Here is a 25,555-nt window from a genome sequence, read left to right on the forward strand (position 1 = left end):
CACGCGGCCGCCTCGGCGGGGCGGGCGGGCCGCTGCTGGCCGGGGACACCCATCGACTCGCACAGGTCGTTCCAGTGCCGGTCCTGCTCCTGCTGCGTCCACAGGCTGTGGGTGCCGTCGGGGCGTTCGGGGCGGACGGGCACGGCTTCCTGCATGAGGCGTTCCATGGTGCTCACGGCTGGACCTCCTTGGCTTCCTTGATGCGGCGGGCGTGGGCGTAGCCGAGGGGCTCGCCGTTCTGGTGGCAGGGGGTGCCGGGGGTGACGGTGCATTCGGGGCAGCAGGGCTTCGTTACGAGTTGACCGCTCCGCGCAGCTCCGCCACGTCGAGCTGCTCGGTCTCGTCGTGCGCGGTCAGGTCGATGACCTGGCCTATCGCCCGCCGGTCCGCGGGCCGCGCGGCGGCGGCCGCCAGGACCTCCTCGCCGACGACGTCGGCCAGGTCGGTGTCCTGCACGGCCTCGATCGCGGCGGCGGCCTTCTTGGCGCCCAGCGCGGCCTGCGCACCGCCGTGCGTTGCCTGCGTGCCGAAGTAGTCGAAACCGCCCGACGGGCGCGGGGCCGGCCGGCGCGAGGCGTACGGGACGATCGCGGCCGCGGCCGGGACGTGCCGCATCGCGGGCGCCTTGGTGTGGGCGTCGTGCGCGTCGTGGCCGTCCTGCGTGCCGTTCCTGGCCGTCTCGGCCTGCGGCTGCGGCGCGGGGGCCGTCTTCGTCTCCGGTGCGGGAGCCGTCCTCGCCGTCGCCTCCGGCCCGTCCTCCGGCTGCCGGGTGGTCTGCGGGTCCGGGTCCGGCTCGGACCGGGACGCCAGCTTCCGCAGGGCCTCGGCGGCCCGGCGGTAGGCCTCCGGCGTCGGCGTGGAGCCGGCGGCGGGCAGGGCCTTGGCCTGGGTGGCGGCGGAGCTCTCCAGGGCGAGCACCCGGCGGCCCTCCAGCGCGCTGGCCCGCTCGGTCTCGGCCGTGGCGTACCGGCGCAGCAGGTCGGCGTGCTCGGTGCGGAGGCCGGCCAGCTCGACGCGCTTGGCGCGCAGCTTGGCGTCGAGGCGGGTGCGCAGCTCGCGCGACTCCTCCAGGTCGGACTCCAGTTCGGCGACCCGCTCCTCGTGCTTCCACTGGTCCGCGGCCCGGGCCCGGGTCAGCTCGGCGACCTGGCGGCCGGCGCCTCGGTCCCAACTGCGCATGAGGACGGCGCCGGTGACCGCCGCCGCCGCGGCGGCCGCGACGAGCAGCCGCAGGACCACGGGATCACCGAACAGCCAGGCGCCCGCGGCACAGACGACCGAAGCCCCGGCGACCGCGGAGGGCGGCAGGAGCTTGTGCAGAGGTGGGGAATGACGGTGACGTCCACGTGGCATGGCCTGAAATTTACCGTGCGTAGGCGCCGTATGGGGCGTCGGCCCGGCAATCTCTTGGCGAGTTCTCGCCGTAGCCGGCCGGGCCCGTCGCCATTCCCGGCCGGGCCCGGCCGACTCCCCTTACCCGGTGCCTACTTCTTGAGCAGCCCCTTCGACTCCAGATAGGCCTTGGCGACGTCCTCGGGCTTCGCCCGCTCCGCGTCCACCTTGCGGTTGAGTTCGGCGAGATCCGCCGTGGTCAGCACCTTGGTGATCTTGTCGAGGGCGGCGGCTATCTCCGGCGAACCGGCGTCCTTGGCATTGACGACGGGCAGCACGTTGTCGGCGTTCTGCAGCTTCTTGTCGTCCTGGAGGAAGACCAGTCCGAAGGACTCGACGGTGGCGTCCGTCGTGGTGGTGAGCACCAGCTGGTCGATGCCGTCCTTGACGGCCTGCTTGGCCTGCGGGGTGCCGACTCCCCGCGGGTCGACGCCGGTCACGTCGATCCCGTACGTCTTCTTCAGACCGGGCGCGCAGAAGGGCCGGATCTCGCATTCGTCGCCGGCCGCGATCTTCACCTTCAGCTTGGCCGCGCCGAGATCGGAAAGCGTGCTCAGCTTGTTCTTCTCCGCGAATTCCTTGCTCACGGCGAAGGCGTTCTGGTCGACGGCCGCGCCGAACGCCAGCACCTTCAGTCCGCGCGGTTCGGCGAGCTTCTTCAGGGCTTCCGTGGTGGCGGCCGGGTCTCCGGAGGCGACCGGCTTCTCCTCGGGCGCCTTCGGCCCGTTCACCTTCGCGTTGAGGAATTCCGCGAGCGTCGCCGCGTATTCCGGTACGACGTCGATCTCGCCCTTCTCCAGGGAAGGTTCGTACAGCTCGCGATTCTTCACGGTGGTGACGCTCGCGGAGTATCCGGCGTCGTCGAGCACCTGGGCGTAGAGCTCCGCGAGCACCTTCGACTCGGTGAAGGCCGCGGCGCCGACGACGAGCCGCCCCTTGCCGCCTCCGCCGCTCCCGGTGTCGCCGCCGCCCTCCTTGGACTTCTCCAGGCTGTCTCCGCCACCGCACGCGGCGAGCGAGACGGCCAGCACAGCCGCGCCCAGTGCCGCTCCCGTGACACGCAACGCCCTGGTCACAAAGATCATCCCTTCAGTCGTGCGGCGCGGCCGACGAGCCGGTCCGCTGCCACGAGCAGCACCTCCACGAGGAGGGCGAGCAGGGCCACGAGCACGGCGCCCGCGACCACCTGCGGTGTGTCGTACGTGTTGAAGCCGGCGGTGATGATCCGGCCGAGGCCGCCCTGGCCGACCATGGCGGCGATGGTCGCGGTCGCGACCACCTGCACGGCCGCCGAGCGCAGACCGGTCATCAGCATGGGACGGGCCAGCGGCAGTTCGACGCCGCGGAAGAGCTGGCCGCCGGACATGCCCATGCCCCGGGCGGCCTCGACGACCGCACGGTCCACCTCCCGCACGCCCACGTAGGCGTGGGTGAGCAGCGGGGGTATCGCGAACAGGACGAGCGCGACGACGGTCGGCACGTAGCCGGCGTTGCGCAGCGGCGAGACCATGAACAGCGCGAGCACCGCGAAGACGGGCACGGCCCGGCCCGCGTTGGAAACGTTGACCGCGACCGTGCCGCCCCTGCCGAGGTGGCCGAGCCAGAGGCCGAGGGGCAGGGCGAGGGCGCAGGCGAGGAGCAGGGCGGTCCCGCTCACGTACAGGTGCTCGGCGAGCCGGTGCCAGATCCCGCTCTCGCCCGACCAGTGGGCGCCGGTGGTGAGCCAGCTCCAGGTGTCCGCGACTACGCGCATCTCAGCCGCCTCCCGCCGGGGCCGGGTCGGCGCCCCGCCGCGTCCAGGGCGTGAGGAGCCGCTGGAGCGCGAGGAGCAGCAGATCGGCGGCGACCGCGAGCAGCACGCACAGCACGGAGGCGGCGAGCACCTGGGCCTTGAAGAAGGTGGGCAGGGCGTCCTCGATGAGATTGCCGAGGCCGCCGCGGCCGACGATGGAGCCGACCGTGGTGAGCGCGATCGTCGACACGGTCGCCATCCGTATTCCGGCCATCAGCTGGGGCAGGGCGAGGGGGAGTTCGACCTGCCAGAGCAGCCGCCCCGCCCCGTAGCCCATGCCTCTGGCGGCCTCCCGGGTCTCGGCGGGCACGGCCGCGAGGCCGGCCAGGACACCGCGGACCAGGATCGTCAGCGAGTACAGCACGAGGCCGGTCACGACGAGCGCCGAGGACAGTCCGAGGAAGGGCAGCAGCAGCGAGAACATCGCCAGCGAGGGAATCGTGTAGAGCAGGGTGGTGAGCCCGAGGACCGGGCCCGCGAGCCTCGGCCGGGCCCGTACGAGCAGGGCGAGCGGAACGGCGACGGCCAGACCGATCAGCACCGACACCACGGTGATTCCCACATGCTGGAGGGTGGCGTCGGTCAACTCCTGGGAGCGGGTGCGCAGATACTCGCCGCAGATCCAGTCGTTCGTCACCAGACAGTTCGCCGCGGCCATGTGCGTACACCCCCCGTCGTCACGCTTCGCCGGTCCACCGGCCTTCCGGACGCCGCCGGTCGGACATCCGCGTGGCGACCCTAACCCCGGCCACTGACAATCACCGGCGAACGCCACAGTGTGGAAATACTTCCTTCACACAATGCGGGCCGCGAAGGGTCAGAATGGGGAACCATGATCCGGTTCGAGCAGGTCACCAAGCGGTACGCGGACGGCACGACCGCCGTCGACGAACTGTCCTTCGAGGTCGCCGAGGGCGAACTGGTCACGCTCGTCGGCCCCTCCGGCTGCGGCAAGACCACCACCATGAAGATGGTGAACCGGCTCGTCGAGCCGACCGCCGGCCGGATCCTGCTCGGCGGCGAGGACGTCGCGACCGTCGACCCGGTCCGGCTGCGCCGCACCATCGGCTACGTGATCCAGCAGGTCGGCCTCTTCCCGCACCGCACCGTCCTCGACAACACGGCCACCGTCCCCGCCCTGCTCGGCTGGAAGAAGGCCAGGGCCCGCGAGCGCGCCGCCGAACTCCTCGACCTGGTGGGCCTCGACCCCGGCACGTACGGCCACCGCTATCCCGAGCAGCTCTCCGGCGGGCAGCGCCAGCGGGTCGGCGTGGCCCGGGCGCTCGCCGCCGACCCGCCGGTGCTGCTCATGGACGAGCCGTTCGGCGCGGTCGACCCGGTGGTGCGCGAGCGGCTGCAGAGCGAGTTCCTCAGGCTCCAGGCCACCGTCCGGAAGACGGTGCTGCTCGTCACCCACGACCTGGAGGAGGCGATCCGGCTCGGCGACCGCATCGCCGTCTACGGGCAGGGCCGCATCGAGCAGTTCGACACCCCGGCCACCGTCCTCGCGGCGCCCGCCACCCCGTACGTCGCCGACTTCGTCGGCGCGGACCGCGGCCTCAAGCGCCTCGCGGTCACCCCCGTCACCGAGGCCGACCTGGAGAAGCCGGCCGGAGACCCGGCCCCCGGCGCCGCCGGCGGTGCCGCCCCCGGTGAGGCCCGCGGAAAGACCGCCGGCACCGCCCCCGGCGAGGTCCCCGGCGAGGCCCCCGCCCCCGCCGTCCCGCTCGGCGCCTCCCTGAAGGACGCCCTCGCCGTCCTCCTCCAGCACGACGCCGGACACATCGCCGTGCACGCCCCCGACGAGCCCGGCCGGGTGCTCGGCTCGCTCACCACGGCGGGCGTCCACCGCGCCCTGCGCCGTACCGCCGCGGCGGACGTCAGCTCGCGCTGAGCCGCTCGCTCATCCACACCAGACCCGGCGGGATCTCCCGGTTCCACGTGTTGAAGTTGTGGCCGCCGCTGTCGAGCATGATCGAGGAGACCTTCGCCGGGGCCTTCACCTTCCTGATGAACTCCTGCGTCCCCTTGAGGTTCCCCTCGCCCTGCCGCGACGACGTCACCAGGAACGACGAGTTCCCCTGCTGCACGTGGTCCAGGCTCCACAACAGGTCGGCCCGGTTGCGCGCCGCCCCGTCACCGTGGAACAGGTCACCGGTCGTCACGTCCTCGGCCGCCTTGTAGTACGCGGAGAAACCCGCACCCGCCGCGAACCGGTCCGGGTGGTGCAGCGCGATCTTCAGCGCGCAGTAGCCGCCGGTCGAGTTCCCCATGAAGCCCCAGTTCCGCGCCTTCGTCCCGACCCGGTAGGTCTCGGAGATCGCCTTCGGCAGGTCCTCCGCGAAGAAGGTCTCGGTCTGCGGACCGCCCGGCACGTCCACGCACTCGGTGTCCCGCGGCGGCGCCACGGTCGGCCGCAGCATCACCAGGATCATCGGCCGCATCTTCCCGTCCTTGGCCTGCTGATAGGCCGTCTTCGGGTACTTCAGGCCCTTCAGCAGGTTCTCGGCCGTGCCCGGGTAACCGGTCAGCACCACCGAGGCCGGGAACGTCGACTTCGCGTACCGGTCCTGGAAGTACTCCGGCGGCAGGTACACGTACGCCGGCGAGTCGATCTTCGACTTCTCGCCCGCTATGACGACCTTCTGTATCTGCCCGCCGACCGACGGACGCCCGCCGCCCGGCACGTCCATCGCCTGCGTGCCGACGACCTTCACGTCCTTGGAGCCGGCCGAGTGGTCCACGACCACGCCCATGTCCTGCTCCTGCCCGAAGAGGTCCGCCCACGAGCCGTAGAACAGGAACGAGTTGTTCGCGGCCAGACCCACCGAGGCGAACAGGGCCACCTGGGTGGCGAGCAGCAGCCCGATCCGCCCCAGGACGGACTTCCAGCCACCGCGCGCGAGCCGCGGCCAGAACCAGACCGTGGCGACGAACAGCACCACGGCCAGCACGACCGCCAGCGCGAGAACCTTGTTGCTGGTGAGACCCATGAGACGTCCGAGCTTTCTTCCTGAATTTTCCCTGAGATTTCCCTGACGGCGAGTGAACCCGCCCCATCGCCGCTCCGTCCTAGAAGGCGCAAACCCCCGGAACGGCCCGCCCGACCAGCGCGGCCGACCGGAGGACCAACGATCTCTCGCGAAACCACGGGAAGCACGGGAAGCGATGTCTGTCACGGTAGATGGGGACAAATCCGGATCGGTTCCGGATCGGGTACGCCGGATTCTTCGCGGCCCCCGACCGGAGAAGGTCCCGGCACTCGTCGGTACGGCCTGCACCCTGATCGGCCTGATCGACATCGCCGCGGGAGTCTTCCCGCGGTTCCGCGCCAGCCGCATGCACGCCGTCGCCGAGGTCCTCCCCGGCACCCTCGGGCCGCTCTCCGCGGCCCTCTCCCTCAGCGCCGGCGTCCTGCTCCTGCTCCTCGCCCACGGCCTCAAGCGCAACAAGCGCCGCGCCTGGCGCGCCGCCGTCGTCCTGCTGCCCCTCGGCGCCGTCGCCCAGTTCGTCTGGCGCCACTCACTCGCCGGCGCCCTGCTCTCCCTCGCGCTGCTCGCCCTCCTCCTCCGCCACCGCGACCAGTTCGCCGCCCTCCCCGACCCGCGCAGCCGCTGGCGCGCCCTCGCCAACTTCGTCCTCATGGGCGCCGGCTCCATCGCCCTCGGCCTCGTCATCGTCAGCGCCCACCCGCGCCGCGTCGTCGGCAGCCCCAGCCTCACCGACCGCCTCGAACACGTCCTCTACGGCCTGTTCGGCGTCGAAGGCCCCGTCGCCTACACCGGCAACGTCGACTGGACCGTCGGCTACTCCCTCGGCGCCCTCGGCATGCTGACCGCCCTCACCACCATCTACCTGGCCTTCCGCCCCGAACACCCCGCCGCCCGGCTCACCGAGGACGACGAGGCCAAGCTCCGCGCCCTCCTCGACAAGCACGGCGCCCGCGACTCCCTCGGCCACTTCGCCCTCCGCCGCGACAAGGGCGTCGTCTTCTCCCCCAGCGGCAAGGCCGCCGTCTGCTACCGCGTCGTCTCCGGCGTCATGCTCGCCAGCGGCGACCCCATCGGCGACGTCGAAGCCTGGCCCGGCGCCATCGAACGCTTCATGGACGAAGCCAAGGCCCACTCCTGGACCCCCGCCGTCATGGGCTGCTCCGAGACCGGCGGCCAGGTCTGGACCCGCGAAACCGGACTCGACGCCCTCGAACTCGGCGACGAGGCCGTCGTCGACGTCGCCGACTTCTCCCTCTCCGGCCGCGCCATGCGCAACGTCCGCCAGATGGTCAAGCGCATCGAACGCAACGGCTACACCACCAAGGTCCGCCGCGTCGCCGACCTCAGCGACGGCGAACTCGCCCGCATCCGCCGCGCCGCCGAAGACTGGCGCGGCACCGACACCGAACGCGGCTTCTCCATGGCCCTCGGCCGCATCGGCGACCCCGGCGACGGCGAGGCGGTCATAGCCACCGCCCACAAAGAAGACCCCGAGAACGCCGACTCCCCCTACGGCGACCTGAAGGCGATCATCCACTTCGTCCCCTGGGGCCCCGACGGCATGTCCCTCGAACTCATGCGCCGCGACCGCAGCGCCGACCCCGGCATGAACGAGCTCCTCATCGTCGCCGCCCTCCAGAACTCCCCCCGCCTCGGCATCCAGCGCGTCTCCCTCAACTTCGCCATGTTCCGCGCCGCCCTCGCCCGCGGCGAGAAGATCGGCGCCGGCCCCGTCCTCCGCCTCTGGCGCGGACTCCTCGTCTTCCTCTCCCGCTGGTTCCAGATCGAATCCCTCTACAAGTTCAACGCCAAGTTCCAGCCCCGCTGGGAACCCCGCTTCGTCGTCTACCGCAAAAGCCGCGACCTCCCCCGCATCGGCTTCGCCGCCATGCAGGCCGAAGGCTTCGTGAACGTCACCCTCCCCCGGCCCCTCCGCCGCCGCTCCCACACCCCCGCACCCCGCCCCTGCGCCCACATCGTCCCCAGCAAGGCCGAGCACGAGATCCGCGCGGCCTGAACCCGCCCCCGGGCCCTACGCTGGACGCATGAGTACGACGATCGACCGGGGCACGGCACTCGGCCTGCCGGAGTGGGACCGCTGCGCGGTCATGGGCGTGGTCAACGTGACCCCCGACTCCTTCTCCGACGGCGGCCGCTGGTTCGACACCACGGCCGCCGTCAAACACGGCCTCGACCTCGTCGCCGAAGGCGCCGACCTCATCGACGTCGGCGGCGAATCCACCCGCCCCGGCGCCAGCCGCGTCGACGAGGACGAAGAACTCCGCCGCGTCATCCCCGTCGTCCGCGGCCTCGCCGCCGAAGGCGTCACCGTCTCCGTCGACACCATGCGCGCCACCGTCGCCGCCCGCGCCGTCGCCGCCGGCGCCACCCTCGTCAACGACGTCAGCGGCGGCCTCGCCGACCCCGACATGGTCCCCGCCGTCGCCGCCGCCGAAGTCCCCTTCGTCGTCATGCACTGGCGCGGCTTCAGCGACAACATGAACAGCCTCGCCGTCTACGACGACGTCGTCACCGAAGTCGTCACCGAACTCCGCACCCGCATGGAAGCCGTCATCGACGGCGGCATCGCCCCCGAACGCATCGTCGTCGACCCCGGCCTCGGCTTCGCCAAACTCGCCCCCCACGACCTCGCCCTCGTCGCCCACCTCGCCGACCTGCGCACCTTCGGCCGCCCCCTCCTCGTCGCCGCCTCCCGCAAGCGCTTCCTCGGCCACGTACTCGCCCACGACGGCGCCGCCCCGCCACCCGCCCGCGAACGCGACGCCGCCACCGCCGCCGTCTCCGCCATCGCCGCCCACGAAGGCGCCTGGGCCGTCCGCGTCCACGAGGTCCGCGCCACCGCCGACGCCGTACGCGTCGCCAGAGCCGTCGAAGGAGCCCGGTGACCCGCACCCGCGAAGCCGACCGAGCCGCCGTCGAAGCCGCCAACACCGCCTTCTACGAAGCGATGGAACAAGGCGACTTCGACACCATCACCGACCTCTGGCTCGACGACGGCGCCACCGAGATCTCCTGCGTCCACCCCGGCTGGCCCGTCCTCACCGGCCGCGGCGACGTCCTGCGCTCCTACGCGCTCATCATGGCCAACACCGACTACATCCAGTTCTTCCTCACCGACGTCGAGATCTCCCTCGCCGCCGACGTGGCGGTCGTCACGTGCACCGAGAACATCCTCAGCGGCGGACCCGCCGAGGACGGCGCCGAGCTCGGCCCCCTCGTAGGACAGCTCGTCGTCGCCACCAACGTGTTCCGCCGCACGTCGGCAGGGTGGAAGGTGTGGTCCCACCACGGCTCCCCCGTGATCCCCGAGACCGACGCCGACGACGGCGACGACCCCACCGACCGACCCACCGACTGAGCGGCCGTTCAGGAGCCCGTCGTCCCGCTGTCAGTGCCCGCGGGTAGATTCGGTGGTGGACACCCGGCCGTCCGCACCCGGCTGCGTGGCCACCGGAACTACGACAGCAGGAGTGATTCGCGTGGATCGTGTCGCGCTGCGCGGCCTCAAGGCCCGAGGACACCACGGCGTCTTCCCCAAGGAGCGCGAGGAGGGGCAGACCTTCATCGTCGACCTCACCCTCGGCATCGACACCCGCGCCGCGGCCGCCGACGACGACCTGACGAAGACCGTCCACTACGGCGTCGTCGCCGAAGAGGTCGTCGACGTCGTCCAGGGCGAACCCGTGGACCTCATCGAGACGCTCGCCGAACGCATCGCCCAGCAGTGCCTCAAGCACGCCGGCGTCCAGGAGGTCGAGGTCGTCGTCCACAAGCCGGACGCACCGATCACCGTCCCCTTCGACGACGTCACCATCACCATCACCCGGAGCCGCGCATGAAGCCCCCGCACAGCGACCCCACCGTGCAGCCCGTCCCCGCGGCCGTCACCGCCGCCGTCGACGCCGCCGACCACACCCTCTCCAACCCCAAATGGGCCGTCATCGCCCTCGGCGCCAACCTCGGCAACCGCCTGGAGACCCTCCAGGGCGCCGTGGACGCCCTCGAGGACACCCCCGGCGTACGCGTCAAGGCCGTCTCCCCCGTCTACGAGACCGAGCCCTGGGGCGTCGACCCCGGCACCCAGCCCTCGTACCTCAACGCCGTCGTCCTCGTGAAGACCACCCTGGACTCCCGCTCCCTCCTGGAACGGGCCCACGCCGTCGAAGAGGCCTTCCACCGCGTCCGCGAGGAGCGCTGGGGCTCCCGCACCCTCGACGTCGACATCATCACGTACGCCGACGTCGTCTCCGACGACCCGGTCCTCACCCTCCCGCACCCCCGCGCCCACCAGCGCGCCTTCGTCCTCGCCCCCTGGCACGACGTCGACCCCGAGGCCCTCATCCCCGGCCACGGCCCCGTCGCCGACCTCCTCACCGCACTCGGCCACGAGGGCGTCGCGGCACGGAGCGACCTGGAACTCCGACTCCCGGAGTAGTCGTTAGGCTCCTCAGAGACACCACACTCTGAAACACCCGACGGACCAGGCACCCGCCCCACCCGCCCGGCACACACGAAGGACGACTCCCGGTGAAACAACTGCGGCTCAAGGTGCTCGCCGGACTGTTCCTCGCCGCCGGAATCCTCTCCTGGGGCGCCGCCCGCCTGTGGAACTCGGTCGGCACGCTGCCCAGCGTGCCGCTCGCCGCCCCCATCGTCCTCGCGGCCATCGCGGCCGTCCTCTTCGCCACGGCCCTCTCGCTGCGCGCCCGCCTCAAGGCCCAGCGCGAGCGCCGCCCCGACGCCAAGGGCGTCGAACCCCTGATGGCCGCCCGCGCCGTCGTCTTCGGCCAGGCCAGCGCCCTCGTCGCCGCCCTGGTCGCCGGCATGTACGGCGGCACGGGCGTCGTCCTCCTCGACTCCCTCGACATCCCGGCCCGCCGCGACCAGGCCATCTACGCCGCCTTCGCGGTCCTGGCCGGCATCGCCGTCATCGCGGCCGCCCTCTTCCTGGAGCACGTCTGCAAACTCCCGGAAGACGAGGACAACAACGGCCCGGGCAAGGCCCGGGCCTGACCCCCTCGGTCAGCGATCACGTTCGCTGACCGAGGGCGGTATGGAGCAAGGCGGACAGACCGCCGCTAACGGGCCAGTATCAGGGACATGGCCTCGGCTCGTGTAGTGGCGTCACGAAGCTGGCCACGTACCGCCGAGGTCGTCGTCTTCGCACCCGGCTTACGGACGCCACGCAGCGCCATGCACATGTGCTCGGCCTCGATCACGACGATCGCGCCGCGCGCGTCGAGGATCCTCATCAGCGAATCGGCGATCTGGGTCGTCAGGCGCTCCTGCACCTGAGGGCGGCGAGCGAAGACGTCGACAAGGCGGGCCAGTTTCGACAGGCCGGTAATTTTGCCCGATTCAGCCGGAATATAGCCAATGTGCGCTACGCCATGGAATGGCAGCAAATGATGTTCACATTGCGACACCAGTTCGATATCTTTCACGAGCACCATTTCGTCGTGCCCGAGGTCGAACGTCGTCGTCAGGACCTCCTCCGGCGTCTGCCACAGCCCCGCAAACAGCTCCTTGTACGCCCGCGCCACCCGCGCCGGCGTCTCCCGCAGCCCCTCGCGGTCCGGGTCCTCTCCGACCGCGATCAGCAGCTCCCGTACGGCGTTCTCGGCGCGCTTCTCGTCGAACTCGCCGATCGTGCCCTCGCCGTCCAGCGTCACCGGGTCGGTCATCTGTGCCTCGTTCCGTCTGTCTGACATGGCGCGAAAAGAGCCGCGCCCCCACAGGCTAGAACCTGTGGGGGCGCGGCTTCCATTCCGGGCCTGCGGAGCCGTTACGGCTCCGGGGTGTCCTCCGGGGCGATGTCGATCGCCTTGGTGGTGTCGACCGGGGTGGTCGCCGCCGAGGAGCCGTTGGCGCTGTTGGTCAGGGCCAGCTCCTTCGGGGAGAGGACCGGCGGGCGGGTGGACGGCGTGCGGCGGGCCGAGCCGGTCCAGGCCGGGCGGGCCGGGCGCTTGACGATGGGGGCGAAGATCTCGGCGATCTCCTCCTTGCCCAGGGTCTCCTTCTCGAGGAGGGCCAGGACGAGGTTGTCGAGGACGTCGCGGTTCTCGACGAGGATCTCCCACGCCTCGTTGTGCGCGGTCTCGATGAGCTTCTTGACCTCTTCGTCGACCAGCGCGGCGACCTCTTCCGAGTAGTCGCGCTGGTGCGCCATCTCACGGCCGAGGAAGGGCTCGGTGTTGTCGCCGCCGAACTTGATGGCGCCGAGCCGCTCGGTCATGCCGTACTGGGTGACCATCGCGCGGGCGGTGGCGGTGGCCTTCTCGATGTCGTTCGCGGCGCCGGTGGTCGGGTCGTGGAAGACCAGTTCCTCGGCGGCGCGCCCGCCCAGCATGTAGGCGAGCTGGTCGAGCATCTCGTTGCGCGTGGTCGAGTACTTGTCCTCGTCGGGCAGGACCATGGTGTAGCCCAGGGCCCGGCCGCGGGACAGGATGGTGATCTTGTGGACCGGGTCGGAGTTCGGCGAGGCCGCCGCGACCAGGGCGTGACCGCCCTCGTGGTACGCGGTGATCTTCTTCTCCTTGTCCGACATGATGCGGGTCCGCTTCTGCGGGCCGGCGACCACGCGGTCGATCGCCTCGTCGAGGGCCTTGTTGTCGATCAGCTTCTTGTCCGAGCGGGCGGTCAGGAGGGCCGCCTCGTTCAGGACGTTGGAGAGATCGGCACCGGTGAAGCCGGGGGTGCGGCGGGCGACGGCGCCGAGGTCGACGTCCGGGGCGACCGGCTTGCCCTTCTGGTGGACCTTGAGGATCTCGAGTCGGCCCTGCATGTCGGGGCGGTCGACGGCGATCTGCCGGTCGAAGCGGCCGGGGCGCAGGAGGGCCGGGTCGAGGATGTCGGGGCGGTTGGTGGCGGCGATGAGGATGACGCCGCCCTTGACGTCGAAGCCGTCCATCTCGACGAGCAGCTGGTTGAGGGTCTGCTCGCGTTCGTCGTGTCCGCCGCCGAGGCCGGCGCCGCGGTGGCGGCCGACCGCGTCGATCTCGTCGACGAAGACGATGGCCGGGGCGTTGGCCTTGGCCTGTTCGAAGAGGTCGCGGACGCGGCTGGCGCCGACGCCGACGAACATCTCGACGAAGTCGGAGCCGGAGATCGAGTAGAACGGCACGCCCGCTTCGCCGGCGACGGCGCGCGCGAGGAGGGTCTTGCCGGTTCCGGGCGGGCCGTAGAGCAGCACGCCCTTGGGGATCTTGGCGCCGACGGCCTGGAACTTGGCGGGTTCCTGGAGGAATTCCTTGATCTCGTGGAGTTCCTCGACCGCCTCGTCGGAGCCCGCGACGTCCGCGAAGGTCGTCTTGGGCGTGTCCTTGGTGATGAGCTTGGCCTTGGACTTCCCGAAGTTCATGACGCGGGAGCCGCCGCCCTGCATCTGGTTCATCAGGAAGAGGAAGACGACCACGATGAGGACGAAGGGCAGCAGGGAGAACAGGACCGAGACGAACGGGGACTGCTTCTCCGGGGAGACGGTGTAGCCGTCCTTGATCTGCCCGGCCTCGAACTTCTCCTGGAGCTTGTCGGCCAGGTCGGCGCCCTGGGTGCCGATGTACGGGGCCTGGACCTTGCTGCTCTTGTCGATCTTCTGGCCGTCGACGAGCGTGATCTTGATGTTCTGCTCGTCACCGGTGGTGAGCCTTGCGGATTTGACCTGGTTCTTGTCGATCGCCTGGACGACCTTGCCGGTGTCCACCGTCTTGTAGCCCTCGGACGAGCCGACGACCTGCATCAGCACGACCACGGCGAGGACGGCCAGCACGATCCACATGACCGGCCCGCGGAAGTATCGCTTCACGTCCATCCATACGGGGCGCGCTCGGCGCCCCGTCCCTCCTGCCCGTAGGTGAATGCTGCTGAGTAGCTGCGGTTGTTTGGAGCTGCGGTATGAAAAAGCTGTTCTTCGGACGGTACCCCAGCATTGTCACCCGCGACCGTCTTCCCTTGGTTCAACGGAGGGAAGACGGTGCGGGTTCCCGTGGGTCGTGGTCCCTCAGCCGCCGTAGACGTGGGGGGCGAGGGTGCCGACGAACGGGAGATTGCGGTACTTCTCGGCGTAGTCGAGGCCGTATCCGACGACGAACTCGTTCGGGATGTCGAAGCCGATCCATTTGACGTCGATCGCGACCTTGGCGGCGTCCGGCTTGCGCAGGAGGGTGCAGACCTCCAGGGAGGCCGGTTCGCGGGAGCCGAGGTTGGACAGGAGCCAGGACAGGGTCAGGCCCGAGTCGATGATGTCCTCGACGATGAGGACGTGCTTGCCCTTGATGTCGGTGTCGAGGTCCTTGAGGATCCGGACGACTCCGGAGGACTGGGTGCCGGCGCCGTAGGAGGAGACGGCCATCCAGTCCATGGTGACGGGGGTGGACAGGGCGCGTGCCAGGTCCGCCATCACCATCACGGCGCCTTTGAGGACGCCGACGATGAGCAGGTCCTTGCCCGCGTACTCCGTGTCGATCTTCGCGGCCAGCTCGGCCAGCTTCGCGTCGATCTCTTCCTTGGTGATGAGCACCGACTTGAGGTCGCCGCCCATGTCCTTCTCGTTCACCCGCGTCACTTTCGTTGCAGCCTTGCGTCAGCCTTGCCGAATGACCAGTCTGCCACCCTGCCGCAGTGCCTCGACGCGGCCGGGCAGGTTGATGGCCCCTTGGCCGCGCCATCCGGTGATGAGCCGGTCGATTTCCTCGATGTGGCGGGCGAAGAGGGAGCCGGCGGGTGCGCCTTCGGCGATCACGGCGCGGCGCAGGACGCGGCGGCGGACGGCGGGCGGCAGGCCGAAGAGTTTGGCGCATTCGAGGCGGCCGGACTCGTCGCGTACGGAGGCTTCGGCGTCGGCGGCCCAGGAGTCGAGGGCGTCGGCGTCGTCGCGGGAGAGCTGGGCCGTTCGGGCGAGCGCTTCGACGACTCCCTTGCCGAGGGCCTTTTCGAGGGCGGGGAGGCCTTCGTGGCGGAGGCGGGAGCGGGTGTAGGCGGGGTCGCTGTTGTGGGGGTCGTCCCAGACGGCGAGTTCCTGGGCGATGCAGGCCTTGCGTACGGTCTGGCGGTCGAGGTCCAGGAAGGGGCGGCGGTAGCGGCGGGCGGTGCCGGAGACGGCGGCCATGCCGGACAGGGAGCGGATGCCGGAGCCGCGGGCGAGGCCGAGGAGGACGGTTTCGGCTTGGTCGTCGCGGGTGTGTCCGAGCAGGACGGCGGTGGCTCCGTGGCGTTGTGCGGCGGCGTCGAGGGCGGCGTAGCGGGCGTCGCGGGCGGCGGCTTCGGGTCCTCCGTCGCGGCCGACGGTGACGGCGACGGCTTCGACGGGGTCGAGGCCGAGGGCGGTCATGCGGTCGGCGACTTCGTGGGCGCGCTGGTCGGAGCCTGCCTGGAGGCCGTGGTCGACGGTGATGCCGCCGGCGCGGAGGTCGAGTTTGCGGGCTTCGAAGGCGAGCGCGGAGGCGAGTGCCATGGAGTCGGCTCCGCCGGAGCAGGCGACGAGGACCAGGGGGGAGCCTGGTGGGGTGGGCCGGTCCGGGGTGGGGCCGGTGGGCTGGGTGCCGGCCGGTGTGTCGTGGTGCGGGGCGGAGTGTGCGGTGGTGTGCTCGGTGAGGACGTCGTGGAGTACGCGGCGGACCGCCAGGCGTATCGCCGCGACCGCAGGATGGGGACCCATGTCCGGTGCCCTTCGTGGAGAGAGTGCAGTGCCTCGGTCGGAGTCTTAACGGTCGGAAGTGGGGGTTCGGTCACTCAGAGTGCGTCGATGGTGACAGAACCTGGCCGTGAGCCGAGCATTGCACGCCTTACCCGCCGTCTAGGGTCCCTCGGATGGGTGATTGGTGGGGTGTTGTTCCGCCATCGGACGCACCTGTCTCATGAGTCTGCCTTACGGTGCACCCTCGCGACCCAGTCGGCGGGGCTGGCGATCTCTGTTTTGGTGGGGAGCGTGTTGGGCGAGGTCCACACGCGGTTGAAGCCGTCCATGCCGACCTGGTCGACGACGGCGCGGACGAAGCGTTCGCCGTCGCGGTACTGGCGGAGTTTGGCGTCGAGGCCGAGGAGCTTGCGCAGGGCGAGGTCGAGGCGGGAGGCGCCGCGGGCGCGGCGTTGCTGGAACTTCTCGCGGATCTCGGTGACGGAGGGGACGACGTCGGGTCCGACGCCGTCCATGACGTAGTCGGCGTGGCCTTCGAGCAGGGACATGACGGCGGTGAGGCGGCCGAGGATCTCGCGTTGTTCGGGGGTCTGGACGAGTTCGACGAGGGAGGGCGTGGGTTCGCCGCGTTCGCCTTCGGGGCGGCCGCCGGCGAGGGCCTGGGCGGCTTCGCGGAGGCGTTCGACGACGGTGCCGGGGTCGACGTCGGTGGCGGCGAGGAATGACTGGATCTCGCCCTGGAGGTGGTCGCGGAGCCAGGGGACGCCGGTGAACTGGGTGCGGTGGGTCTCTTCGTGGAGGCAGACCCAGAGCCGGAAGTCGTGGGGGTCGACGTCGAGCTCGCGCTCGACGTGGACGATGTTGGGGGCGACGAGGAGGAGGCGGCCGCCGCCGTCGGTGCCGGCGGGGAGTTCGCGGGTGGCGGGGGCGAAGGTCTCGTACTGGCCGAGGATGCGGGAGGCCAGGAAGGAGAGCAGCATGCCGAGCTCGACGCCGGTGACCTTGCCGCCGACGGCGCTGAGGACGGTGCCGCCGGGGCTGGTGGAGCGGCGTTCCTTCATCTTGTCGAGGAGCGGGGAGAGCAGTTCGCGGAAGCCGGCGACGTTGGCCTTGATCCAGCCGGTCCGGTCGACGACGAGGACGGGTGTGTCGTCGGGTGTGTGGCCCTCGGGGATCATGCGGGTGTAGCCGCGGACGTGTTCTTCGGCGGCCCGGGCGTGGCGGCGGAGTTCGGCGACGACGTCGCGGGCCTCCTCGCGGCTCACCTCGGGGCCCGGGCGTACCAGGCGGGTCGCCGTCGCGACGGCGAGATTCCAGTCGACCATCCCCGATGTGCCTGCACCACCGATGCTCGTCATGCGTCAACCGTACGTTCTCGGCGCCCGTCTGGTGAGGGTTCGGGCGTGTTCGGCGTGGGTGGTGCGGGGGTGGTCGGTGCGGGTCAGCGGGGTGGGGCGAGGGCGGCGGAAAGCCGGTCGAGGGCGGGCTGGGCGGTGTAGGGGGAGGTGGTGCGGCCGGCGAGGAAGGCGAAGGCGAGGAGTCGGCCGTCGGCGGTGACGACGGTGCCGGCGAGGGTGTTGACGCCGGTGAGGGTGCCGGTCTTGGCGCGGACGAGGCCGGCGCCGGAGACGGCGGGGCCGGTGTCGAAGCGTCCGGCGAGGGTGCCGCTGAAGCCGCCGACGGGGAGTCCGGTGAGGACGGGGCGCAGGGCGGGGCGGGCGGGGTCGGCCGCTCGGGTGAGGATGCCGGTGAGCAGGGCGGCGGAGACGCGGTCGTCGCGGTCGAGTCCGCTGCCGTCGGCGAAGCGGGCTCCGGCGAGCGGGAGGCGGAGCCGGGCGAGTTCGTCGTGGACGGCCTTGCCGGCGCCGGCGAAGCTGGCGGGCTGTCTGCGGGCGAGGGCGGTCTGGCGGGCGAGGGCTTCGGCGAGGTCGTTGTCGCTGTGGGTGAGGGTGCGTTCGACGAGGTCGGCGAGGGGCGCGGATTCGGTGCGGGCGAGGGGCGCGGCGGTCTTGGGTCCGGCGGCGGTGGCCCTGTCTTCGCCGGTTGCCTGGTCGTGGCCTTCGGTCTTGTCGTCGGCGGTGCCGGTGGCGCCTGCGGCCTTGGGGGGCTTGGGGGCCTTGCCGGGGGCGGGAGTGCCCTGGACGGTGACGCCGGCCTTGCGCAGCAGGTCGGCGAAGGCGGTGGCGGTGGCGCCGGCGGGGTCGGCGGTGCGGGGTGCGGGGCCGCTGCGGCTGCCGTCGAGGCGGCCTTCGTCGGTCATGAGGGCGGTGACGGGGGCGAGGTTCTCGTTGGGGCCGATCGGGTGGAGCGTGGGTCCCGTGTAGAGGCTCGTGTCGTAGGTGAGGCGGACGGGCGTGGTGGTGCCGCGGGCCTTGAGGGCGCGGGCGGTGGCGTCGGCGAGGGCCTTCAGCCGGGTGCGGTCGAGGGTGGGGTCGCCGCCGCCGACGAGGGTGACGGTGCGGCCGTCGGGTGCGGCGACGGTCGTGGTGGCGATCCGGTGGTCGGGGCCGAGGGCGGAGAGCGCGGCGGCCGCGGTGGCGATCTTGACGGTGGACGCCGGGGTCATCGGGGTGGCGGCGCCTTCGCCGTACAGCTGGCGGCCAGTGGTGGTGTCGACGACGGAGGCGGTGCGCAGGGGTCCGAGGCCGGGGTCGGCGAGGAGGGGGACGAGGACGGCGGCGAGGTCGCCCGTCCGGGTGGTCTGCTTCGTGGTGCCGGGGGCGGCGGGCCGGGTGCCGGCGTCGAGGGCGCGCAGCACGCCGGGGGCGCTGGGTGCGGGGGCGGGGCGGCGCGGGGCGGCGGGCGGGCCGGCGTGATGTGCGCCACCTCGGTCGTCGGCGAGGACCGCCCGGGCCCGCTCGGCCTTACGCTGGCCGGAGTCCCACGGGCCGGCCGCGCCGGCGGCGCCGGCGGCCAGGGCGAGACCGAGCACGGCGGAGCCCGCCGCGAGCTGCCAGGTTCTCGGCTCCGGCATGTGATGACCAGCCCCTTTCGCGATCAAGAGCGTGCGTGAGAGACACTTAACCACCGCGCGTCGTCGCGAGCATTGACATGTGTTGATTCAGGAGGAGATCCACCCGTGGAGTTCGACGTCACCATCGAGATCCCCAAGGGGTCGCGGAACAAGTACGAGGTCGACCACGAGACCGGTCGGATCCGCCTGGACCGCCGCCTCTTCACCTCGACCGCCTACCCGACGGACTACGGCTTCGTCGAGAACACCCTCGGTGAGGACGGCGACCCGCTGGACGCGCTCGTCATCCTCGACGAGCCGACGTTCCCGGGCTGCCTGATCAAGTGCCGCGCCATCGGCATGTTCCGCATGACGGACGAGGCCGGCGGCGACGACAAGCTGCTGTGCGTCCCGGCGACGGACCCGCGCATGGAGCACCTGCGCGACATCCACCACGTGCCGGAGTTCGACCGCCTCGAGATCCAGCACTTCTTCGAGGTCTACAAGGACCTCGAGCCGGGCAAGTCCGTCGAGGGCGCCGACTGGGTCGGCCGCGCCGAGGCCGAGGCCGAGATCGAGAAGTCGTACAAGCGCTTCAAGGAGTCGGGCGGCCACTGAGGCGGCTTGATCCCGGGATCGGCTTGATCCGGTCTTGTGCGAGGGCGGTGCACCTGCTGAGGTGCGCCGCCCTTCGCGCGTTCATACTGGGCTTCAGCCGGCCCGTATGGGGCCCGGTGGTGCGGGTACCAGGCCGGAATGAGGGCGACGAGAGTGGTGGCGAAGCCGGACGGGCCGGAGGACGTACCGGAGGACCGGAAGCCGCCTTCCGACGAGGCGCGCAGCGCGTTCGTCCCGCCGGCCGGGGTGGAGCCGCCGGAGCCGCCGGAGGAGGAGCATCCGACCTCGGAGTTCGCCCTGCCGGAGGGTCTCGCGCCGGAGCCGCCGGCCGAGCAGGAAGGTTCCGCCTTCGCTCCGCCGGCGGCGTTCTCGGCGGACTCGGCCCAGCACTCCGCGCCGGCTTTCACCCCGGCGTACGGCATACCGCTGGCGAAGCTGCCGCAGGACGCGCCGTGGCAGGACCGGATGCGGACGATGCTGCGGCTGCCGGTCGGCGAGCGGCCGGTGCCGGAGGCGCCGCGGAAGGCCGACGAGGCCGGGCCGCCGGTGCCGCGCGTGCTCGACCTGACGCTGCGCATCGGCGAGCTGCTGCTCGCGGGCGGTGAGGGCGCGGAGGACGTCGAGGCGGCGATGTTCGCGATCTGCCGCTCGTACGGGCTCGACCGCTGCGAGCCGACGGTGACGTTCACGCTGCTGTCGATCACGTACCAGCCGTCGCTGGTGGACGATCCGGTGACGGCGAACCGTACGGTTCGGCGCCGGGGCACCGACTACACCCGGCTCGCGGCGGTCTATCTGCTGCTCGCCGACATCAACGACCCCGACCACGACGTGTCGCCGGAGGAGGCGTACCGGCGGCTGGCGGAGATCCGGCGCAACCGGCACCCGTATCCGGGCTGGGTGCTGACGGCGGCGGCGGGCGTCCTGGCGGGCGCGGCCTCGGTGCTGCTCGGTGGCGGGCCGACGGTGTTCTTCGTGGCGGCGCTGGGCGCGATGCTGGGCGACCGGCTCGCGTGGCTGTTCGCGGGGCGCGGGCTGCCGGAGTTCTACCAGTTCCTGGTGGCGGCGATGCCGCCGGCGGCGCTGGGTGTGGCGCTGACGCTGCTGCACGCGGATCTGCGGCCCTCGGCGGTGATCACGGGTGGCCTGTTCGCGCTGATCCCGGGGCGGGCGCTGGTGGCGGCCGTGCAGGACGGTCTGACCGGCTTCTACATCACGGCGTCGGCCCGGCTGCTGGAGGTCGGGTACTTCTTCGTGGCGATCGTGGTGGGCGTGCTGTCGGTGCTGTACCTGGCGGTGCAGTTCGGCGCCCAGCTGAACCCGGAGGGCGTGCTGAGCCCGGTCGAGCGGCCGTGGGTGCAGATCGCGGCGTCGATGGTGCTGTGCGCGACCTTCGCGATCCTGCTGCAGCAGTCGCGGGGGACGGTGCTGTTCGCGACGCTGAACGGCGGGGTGGCCTGGGTGGTCTACGCGTCGATCGCGGTCACCGCGGACGGCTCCGCGGTGATGGCGACGGCGGTGGCGGCGGGTCTGGTGGGCCTCTTCGGCCAGTTGGCCGCCCGCTACCACCACACGTCGTCGCTGCCGTACGTGACGGCGGCGATCGGCCCGCTGCTGCCGGGTTCCGCGACGTACTTCGGGGTCCTGGCGATCGCGCAGAACAACCTGGACCAGGGCTTCGGCTCGCTGGCGAAGGCGGCCGCCCTGGCCCTGGCGATCGCGATCGGCGTGAACCTGGGAGGCGAGCTGGCGCGCCTGTTCATGCAGGCTCCGGGCGCTGCGGCGGCCCGCCGTGCCGCGAAGCGGACGAGGGGCTTCTGACCCCCGCGCGCCGTGGCGCGGTCAGGTCACAAGCCCCTCGGGTGCCGGTTCAGCGCTTGGCGTGGCGGCCGCGCTCGGCCGGCGGGTTCGGGGTGCCGGGGCCGTCGTGACCGCCCTGGTCGCCGTGGTCGCCGTGGTTGCCGGCGTTCTTCTTCGACTGGGAGCGGGCCCGCAGGTACTCGATCACGATCGGGACCACCGAGATCAGCACGATGCCGACGAGGATCATCTCGATGTGCTTGTGCACGAAGTCGATCTTGCCGAGGGAGGCGCCGAGCAGCGTCACGCCGGCGCCCCACAGCACGCCGCCGATGATGTTGAACGTGATGAAGGAGCGGTAGTTCATCCGGCTGACGCCGGCGATGATCGGCGTGAAGGTCCGCACGATCGGCACGAAGCGGGCCAGGATGAGCGACTTCGGGCCGTGCTTCTCGAAGAACTCGTGGGCCTTCTCGACGTTCTCCTGCTTGAAGAGCCGGGAGTCGGGGCGCTTGAAGAGCGCCGGGCCGACCTTGCGGCCGAAGAGGTAGCCCACCTGGTCGCCGATGATCGCCGCGGCGACCACCAGGGTGCACACCACCCACAAGGGGGTGTCGAGCTTTCCGGTGGTGACGAGCAGGCCGGTCGTGAAGAGCAGCGAGTCGCCCGGCAGGAAGAAGCCGATGAGGAGTCCGGACTCGGCGAAGACGATGACGAGGACACCGATCAGACCGAAGGTCTGGATCAGATAGTCCGGGTCCAGCCAGCTCGGTCCGAGGGCAAGCGTGTTCACGGGTTCCGGGCTCCTGCGGTCGGTGGGGGTGAGAAGGGCGTGAAGGGGGATTGTCGTACAGGACTGCCGCCCCAAGCTATCAACGCGAAGTGAACCCCCCGGGTTCCACCCGCGTCCACCCGGGGCCGCCCGTCGCCACCCCGGCGCCCGCCCGCGTCGCCCGCCCGCGGCGCCCGCCCGGCCTCGCACCGGATGCGGGCGGGCCGGGCCGCCGCCAGGCTGAGGGACCAGGAGGTGGATGCGGATGAGCATCGACGAGTACGGCGGCGGGCAGCCGGCGCAGGCGGCTGTGCTGGTCGTCACGACGAACGACGTGCCCGGATACCGGGTCCGGCAGGTGATCGGCGAGGTCTTCGGGCTGACCGTCCGCTCGCGGCACCTGGGCAGTCAGATCGGCGCGGGCCTGAAGTCGATGATCGGCGGGGAGCTGAAGGGTCTGACGAAGACGCTCGTGCAGACCCGTAACCAGGCGATGGAGCGTCTGGTGGAGCAGGCCGCCGCGCGCGGCGCGAACGCGGTCCTGATGTTCCGCTTCGACGTCACGGAGGCCGCCGACGTGGGCACGGAGGTGTGCGCCTACGGCACCGCCGTGGTGATCGAGCCGCTCGGCTGACCCGGCCTCGGACGCCCCGAGGGCTAGACGCCGCCCTGTCCTCGGGCTGACGCGGCGTGAGCTGCCGCCCCGAATGTCGGGAGGTTATGCGGCATTTGCTCACCTATGGTGGGGCGGTGGCCACCGAGACACCCGCGAAACACCCGCCCGAGGCGCCCCTGAGGGTCCTGCTGCCCCAGATCCTGCCCGCCCTCGTGGTCGGGGTCGGCTCGGGTCTGCTGTTCCTCGGCGTCAGCGAGCTGGCCGACCAGCTCCAGGAACTGCTGTGGAACGACCTTCCGGACGCGCTCGGCATCGGTCACTACTCCGTCCTCTGGATGATCGTCATGCTCACCGCGACCGGTATCGCGGTCGGCCTGATCGTCTGGAAGGCGCCCGGGCACGCCGGGCACGACCCGGCCATGGAGGGGCTGGGCGGCCCGCCGCTGCCGCCCGTCGTGGTGCCCGGCCTGCTCCTCGCCAGCGCCCTGGCCCTCGCCGGCGGCGTCAGCCTCGGACCGGAGAGCCCGACGATCGGCTCCGTCATCGCCCTCACGTACTGGGCGGGCCACCGGCTGCGGCCGGCCGTGCCGGGCGCCTTCTGGGTGTCCCTCGGCATCGCCGGCACCCTCGGTGCCCTGTTCGGCAGCCCGATCGCCGCCGCCCTCGTCATCTCCGAGGCGCTGGCGTCCAGGCCCGGCCGGGGCTCGCTGTGGGACCAGCTCTTCGCTCCGCTCCTCGCCGCCGGCGCCGGGTCGATGACCGCCCAGCTGGCCTCGAGCCCCAGCTTCGACATGGGGCTGCCACCGCTGGACACCCCCGGATTCGAGGACCTGCTCGCGGCCCTCGTCCTGGCCAGCCTGGCCGCCGCCTTCGGCCTCCTCGCCTGCTCCGTCTTCCCGCACCTCCACCGGGCCTTCACCCGTCTGGGCCATCCGATGCTGGCCCTGCCGGCCGGCGGTCTCGTCCTCGGCCTCCTCGCCGCCGTCGGCGGGCATCTGACGCTGTTCAAGGGGCTCCACGAGACCGAGGAGATCGTCCAGTCCGTCGGCACCCTCGGCTCGGGCGAACTGGCCAAGCTCGCCGTGGTGAAGACGGCCGCCCTGCTCGTCGCCGGCGCCTGCGGCTTCCGCGGCGGCCGGGTCTTCCCCGCCGTCTTCATCGGCGCCGCGTTCGGCCTGTGCGCCCAGGCGCTCGTACCGGAGATCCACCCGGCCGTCGCGGTCTCCTCCGGCGTCCTCGGCGTGCTGCTCGCCACCACCCGGCAGGGCTGGGTGAGCCTCTTCGTCGCCGCCGTGATCGCCGCCTCGCCGGCGATGCTCGCCCTGCTGTGCCTCGCCTCCCTGCCCGCCTGGCTGGTCGTCACCGGCCGCCCCTTCCTGCAACTCGACGAACAAGGCAAACCCCTGCGCTGACCCCGGCACCCCCGCCCGCCCCGGGGAACCGGCCGGCCCCCAGACGAAGGAGACCCCGTGCCGCTGCACAAGGGACCCGACGACCACGGCACCGCACACCGCCGCCTCGCCTTCAACCCCTTCTTCGGCGAGGCGAATCCGGTCGGCGGCATGACCGAGGCCCCGCCGCGCCACCGCCTGCCCGACGGGCCGCTGCCGCCCATGAGCGCCTACCAGCTCGTCCACGACGAGCTGATGCTCGACGGCAACTCCCGCCTCAACCTCGCCACCTTCGTCACCACCTGGATGGAGCCCCAGGCCGGCGTGCTCATGGGCGAGTGCCGCGACAAGAACATGATCGACAAGGACGAGTACCCGCGCACCGCCGAACTCGAGCGCCGCTGCGTCGCCATGCTCGCCGACCTCTGGCACGCCCCCGACCCCTCGAGCGCCGTCGGCTGCTCCACCACCGGCTCCAGCGAGGCCTGCATGCTGGCCGGCATGGCCCTCAAGCGCCGCTGGGCGAACCGCAACGCCGACCGCTACCCCGGCGCCCGGCCCAACCTGGTCATGGGCATCAACGTCCAGGTCTGCTGGGAGAAGTTCTGCAACTTCTGGGAGGTCGAACCCCGTCTCGTGCCGATGGAGGGCGACCGCTTCCACCTCGACGCGGCCTCCGCCGCCGCCCTCTGCGACGAGAACACCATCGGCGTCGTCGCCGTCCTGGGCTCCACCTTCGACGGCTCCTACGAACCCGTCGCCGACATCTGCGCCGCCCTCGACGAGCTCCAGGCCCGCACCGGCCTCGACATCCCCGTCCACGTCGACGGCGCCTCCGGCGCCATGGTCGCCCCCTTCCTCGACGAGGACGTCGTCTGGGACTTCCGGCTCCCCCGCGTCTCCTCGATCAACACCTCCGGCCACAAGTACGGTCTCGTCTACCCGGGCGTCGGCTGGGCGCTGTGGCGCTCACCCGCCGAACTGCCCGAGGAACTCGTCTTCAGGGTCAACTACCTGGGCGGCGACATGCCGACCTTCGCCCTCAACTTCTCCCGTCCCGGCGCCCAGGTCGTCGCCCAGTACTACACGTTCCTCAGACTCGGCCGTGAGGGCTACCGGACCGTCCAGCAGACCAGCCGCGACGTGGCCCGGAGCCTGGCCGGGAAGATCGAGGCCCTCGGCGACTTCCGCCTCCTCACCCGCGGCGACCAACTGCCCGTCTTCGCCTTCACCACCGCCTCCGACGTCACCTCCTTCGACGTCTTCGACGTCTCGCGCCGGCTGCGGGAACACGGCTGGCTCGTCCCCGCCTACACCTTCCCGGCCCACCGCGAGGACCTGTCGGTCCTGCGCGTCGTGTGCCGCAACGGCTTCTCGGCCGACCTGGCCGGCCTCCTCGTGGAGGACCTGGGCCGCCTGCTGCCCGAACTGCGGCGCCAGCCGCACCCGTTCACCCGCGACAAGGAGGCCGCGACCTCCTTCCACCACTGAGCGACACCCGAGCGCCGCGAGCGCCGAAGAGCGCCACCGAGCGCGGTCGGCCGCGGCCGGGCGCGGCCGGGCGCGGCCGGCC

The 25,555-nt window shown here is 71.6% G+C and carries 24 protein-coding genes; 12 read left to right on the forward strand and 12 right to left on the reverse strand.

The window, feature by feature from the left end:
- Window positions 1–291: 291 nt before the first annotated feature.
- The 4 genes from ACFVGS_RS03805 to ACFVGS_RS03820 all read right to left on the reverse strand — a co-directional run bounded on the left by ACFVGS_RS03805 (window position 292) and on the right by ACFVGS_RS03820 (window position 3,842).
- Entirely contained in the window at window positions 292–1,353 is a 1,062-nt protein-coding gene (locus ACFVGS_RS03805; protein WP_385690050.1) for a hypothetical protein, read from the reverse strand.
- 131 nt (window positions 1,354–1,484) lie between these two features.
- Window positions 1,485–2,477, reverse strand: a complete 993-nt coding sequence (locus ACFVGS_RS03810) for an ABC transporter substrate-binding protein (RefSeq protein ID WP_385690053.1) — start codon at window positions 2,475–2,477, stop codon at window positions 1,485–1,487.
- Complete coding sequence (locus ACFVGS_RS03815; RefSeq protein WP_385690056.1) at window positions 2,474–3,145, reverse strand: ABC transporter permease; 672 nt, start codon at window positions 3,143–3,145, stop codon at window positions 2,474–2,476. Before ACFVGS_RS03815 ends, ACFVGS_RS03810 begins: the two co-directional genes overlap by 4 nt.
- Window position 3,146: 1 nt before the next feature.
- Window positions 3,147–3,842, reverse strand: coding sequence for an ABC transporter permease (locus ACFVGS_RS03820; protein WP_385690059.1), 696 nt, complete (start codon window positions 3,840–3,842; stop codon window positions 3,147–3,149).
- 174 nt (window positions 3,843–4,016) lie between these two features.
- Here ACFVGS_RS03820 and ACFVGS_RS03825 point away from each other — a divergent pair, with 174 nt between their 5' ends.
- Window positions 4,017–5,078 carry an ABC transporter ATP-binding protein gene (locus ACFVGS_RS03825; protein WP_385690062.1) on the forward strand — a complete coding sequence of 354 codons (1,062 nt, stop codon included), beginning with the start codon at window positions 4,017–4,019 and terminating at the stop codon, window positions 5,076–5,078.
- Here the strand turns inward: ACFVGS_RS03825 and ACFVGS_RS03830 are convergent.
- Complete coding sequence (locus ACFVGS_RS03830) at window positions 5,065–6,177, reverse strand: alpha/beta hydrolase (RefSeq protein ID WP_384408474.1); 1,113 nt, start codon at window positions 6,175–6,177, stop codon at window positions 5,065–5,067. The two genes, ACFVGS_RS03825 and ACFVGS_RS03830, sit on opposite strands and share 14 nt — an antisense overlap.
- Window positions 6,178–6,352: 175 nt before the next feature.
- On the opposite strand from ACFVGS_RS03830, the gene ACFVGS_RS03835 reads away from it, so the two are divergent.
- The 6 genes from ACFVGS_RS03835 to ACFVGS_RS03860 all read left to right on the forward strand — a co-directional run bounded on the left by ACFVGS_RS03835 (window position 6,353) and on the right by ACFVGS_RS03860 (window position 11,211).
- Window positions 6,353–8,194: a phosphatidylglycerol lysyltransferase domain-containing protein gene (locus ACFVGS_RS03835; RefSeq protein ID WP_384408476.1), complete on the forward strand. Its 1,842-nt coding sequence runs from the start codon at window positions 6,353–6,355 to the stop codon at window positions 8,192–8,194.
- Window positions 8,195–8,222: 28 nt separating this feature from the next.
- Window positions 8,223–9,083: a dihydropteroate synthase gene (folP, locus tag ACFVGS_RS03840; protein ID WP_384408477.1), complete on the forward strand. Its 861-nt coding sequence runs from the start codon at window positions 8,223–8,225 to the stop codon at window positions 9,081–9,083.
- 62 nt (window positions 9,084–9,145) lie between these two features.
- Window positions 9,146–9,556 (forward strand): nuclear transport factor 2 family protein, encoded by a 411-nt coding sequence (locus tag ACFVGS_RS03845; protein ID WP_385690608.1) that lies wholly within the window; start codon window positions 9,146–9,148, stop codon window positions 9,554–9,556.
- 121 nt (window positions 9,557–9,677) lie between these two features.
- Window positions 9,678–10,037: a dihydroneopterin aldolase gene (gene folB, locus ACFVGS_RS03850; protein WP_384408479.1), complete on the forward strand. Its 360-nt coding sequence runs from the start codon at window positions 9,678–9,680 to the stop codon at window positions 10,035–10,037.
- Window positions 10,034–10,633, forward strand: a complete 600-nt coding sequence (gene folK / locus ACFVGS_RS03855; RefSeq protein ID WP_385690070.1) for a 2-amino-4-hydroxy-6-hydroxymethyldihydropteridine diphosphokinase — start codon at window positions 10,034–10,036, stop codon at window positions 10,631–10,633. Before folB ends, folK begins: the two co-directional genes overlap by 4 nt.
- Window positions 10,634–10,725: 92 nt before the next feature.
- Window positions 10,726–11,211 (forward strand): DUF3180 domain-containing protein, encoded by a 486-nt coding sequence (locus ACFVGS_RS03860; protein ID WP_385690073.1) that lies wholly within the window; start codon window positions 10,726–10,728, stop codon window positions 11,209–11,211.
- Window positions 11,212–11,276: 65 nt separating this feature from the next.
- Here the strand turns inward: ACFVGS_RS03860 and folE are convergent, their stop codons facing one another.
- From folE to dacB, 6 genes are all read right to left on the reverse strand, one after another.
- Entirely contained in the window at window positions 11,277–11,882 is a 606-nt protein-coding gene (gene folE, locus ACFVGS_RS03865) for a GTP cyclohydrolase I FolE (RefSeq protein WP_385690075.1), read from the reverse strand.
- 101 nt (window positions 11,883–11,983) lie between these two features.
- Window positions 11,984–14,008: an ATP-dependent zinc metalloprotease FtsH gene (gene ftsH / locus ACFVGS_RS03870; RefSeq protein WP_385690078.1), complete on the reverse strand. Its 2,025-nt coding sequence runs from the start codon at window positions 14,006–14,008 to the stop codon at window positions 11,984–11,986.
- A 189-nt stretch (window positions 14,009–14,197) separates the two neighbouring features.
- On the reverse strand, window positions 14,198–14,737 hold the full coding sequence (hpt, locus tag ACFVGS_RS03875; RefSeq protein ID WP_384408871.1) for a hypoxanthine phosphoribosyltransferase: 540 nt from the start codon (window positions 14,735–14,737) through the stop codon (window positions 14,198–14,200).
- 42 nt (window positions 14,738–14,779) lie between these two features.
- Window positions 14,780–15,853, reverse strand: coding sequence for a tRNA lysidine(34) synthetase TilS (gene tilS, locus ACFVGS_RS03880; RefSeq protein WP_385690081.1), 1,074 nt, complete (start codon window positions 15,851–15,853; stop codon window positions 14,780–14,782).
- Between the two features lie 197 nt (window positions 15,854–16,050).
- Window positions 16,051–17,190 carry a zinc-dependent metalloprotease gene (locus ACFVGS_RS03885; RefSeq protein WP_385690084.1) on the reverse strand — a complete coding sequence of 380 codons (1,140 nt, stop codon included), beginning with the start codon at window positions 17,188–17,190 and terminating at the stop codon, window positions 16,051–16,053.
- An 83-nt stretch (window positions 17,191–17,273) separates the two neighbouring features.
- Window positions 17,274–18,806 (reverse strand): D-alanyl-D-alanine carboxypeptidase/D-alanyl-D-alanine-endopeptidase, encoded by a 1,533-nt coding sequence (gene dacB / locus ACFVGS_RS03890; protein ID WP_385690087.1) that lies wholly within the window; start codon window positions 18,804–18,806, stop codon window positions 17,274–17,276.
- A 105-nt stretch (window positions 18,807–18,911) separates the two neighbouring features.
- On the opposite strand from dacB, the gene ACFVGS_RS03895 reads away from it, so the two are divergent.
- Complete coding sequence (locus ACFVGS_RS03895) at window positions 18,912–19,403, forward strand: inorganic diphosphatase (RefSeq protein WP_384408496.1); 492 nt, start codon at window positions 18,912–18,914, stop codon at window positions 19,401–19,403.
- 153 nt (window positions 19,404–19,556) lie between these two features.
- On the forward strand, window positions 19,557–21,224 hold the full coding sequence (locus tag ACFVGS_RS03900) for a threonine/serine exporter ThrE family protein (RefSeq protein WP_384408873.1): 1,668 nt from the start codon (window positions 19,557–19,559) through the stop codon (window positions 21,222–21,224).
- Between the two features lie 49 nt (window positions 21,225–21,273).
- Here ACFVGS_RS03900 and ACFVGS_RS03905 read toward each other — a convergent pair whose 3' ends face one another.
- Window positions 21,274–21,996 (reverse strand): DedA family protein, encoded by a 723-nt coding sequence (locus tag ACFVGS_RS03905; RefSeq protein WP_385690090.1) that lies wholly within the window; start codon window positions 21,994–21,996, stop codon window positions 21,274–21,276.
- Between the two features lie 244 nt (window positions 21,997–22,240).
- On the opposite strand from ACFVGS_RS03905, the gene ACFVGS_RS03910 reads away from it, so the two are divergent.
- From ACFVGS_RS03910 to ACFVGS_RS03920, 3 genes are all read left to right on the forward strand, one after another.
- A complete protein-coding gene (locus ACFVGS_RS03910; RefSeq protein WP_384408500.1) occupies window positions 22,241–22,609 on the forward strand; it encodes a YbjQ family protein in 369 nt (122 codons plus the stop codon).
- 116 nt (window positions 22,610–22,725) lie between these two features.
- Window positions 22,726–24,003, forward strand: coding sequence for an ion channel protein (locus ACFVGS_RS03915; protein ID WP_384408502.1), 1,278 nt, complete (start codon window positions 22,726–22,728; stop codon window positions 24,001–24,003).
- A 57-nt stretch (window positions 24,004–24,060) separates the two neighbouring features.
- Window positions 24,061–25,473: a glutamate decarboxylase gene (locus ACFVGS_RS03920; RefSeq protein WP_384408504.1), complete on the forward strand. Its 1,413-nt coding sequence runs from the start codon at window positions 24,061–24,063 to the stop codon at window positions 25,471–25,473.
- Window positions 25,474–25,555: the final 82 nt, after the last annotated feature.

The sequence above is a fragment of the Streptomyces sp. NPDC127114 genome, from assembly GCF_042677525.1.
Lineage (GTDB): Bacteria > Actinomycetota > Actinomycetes > Streptomycetales > Streptomycetaceae > Streptomyces.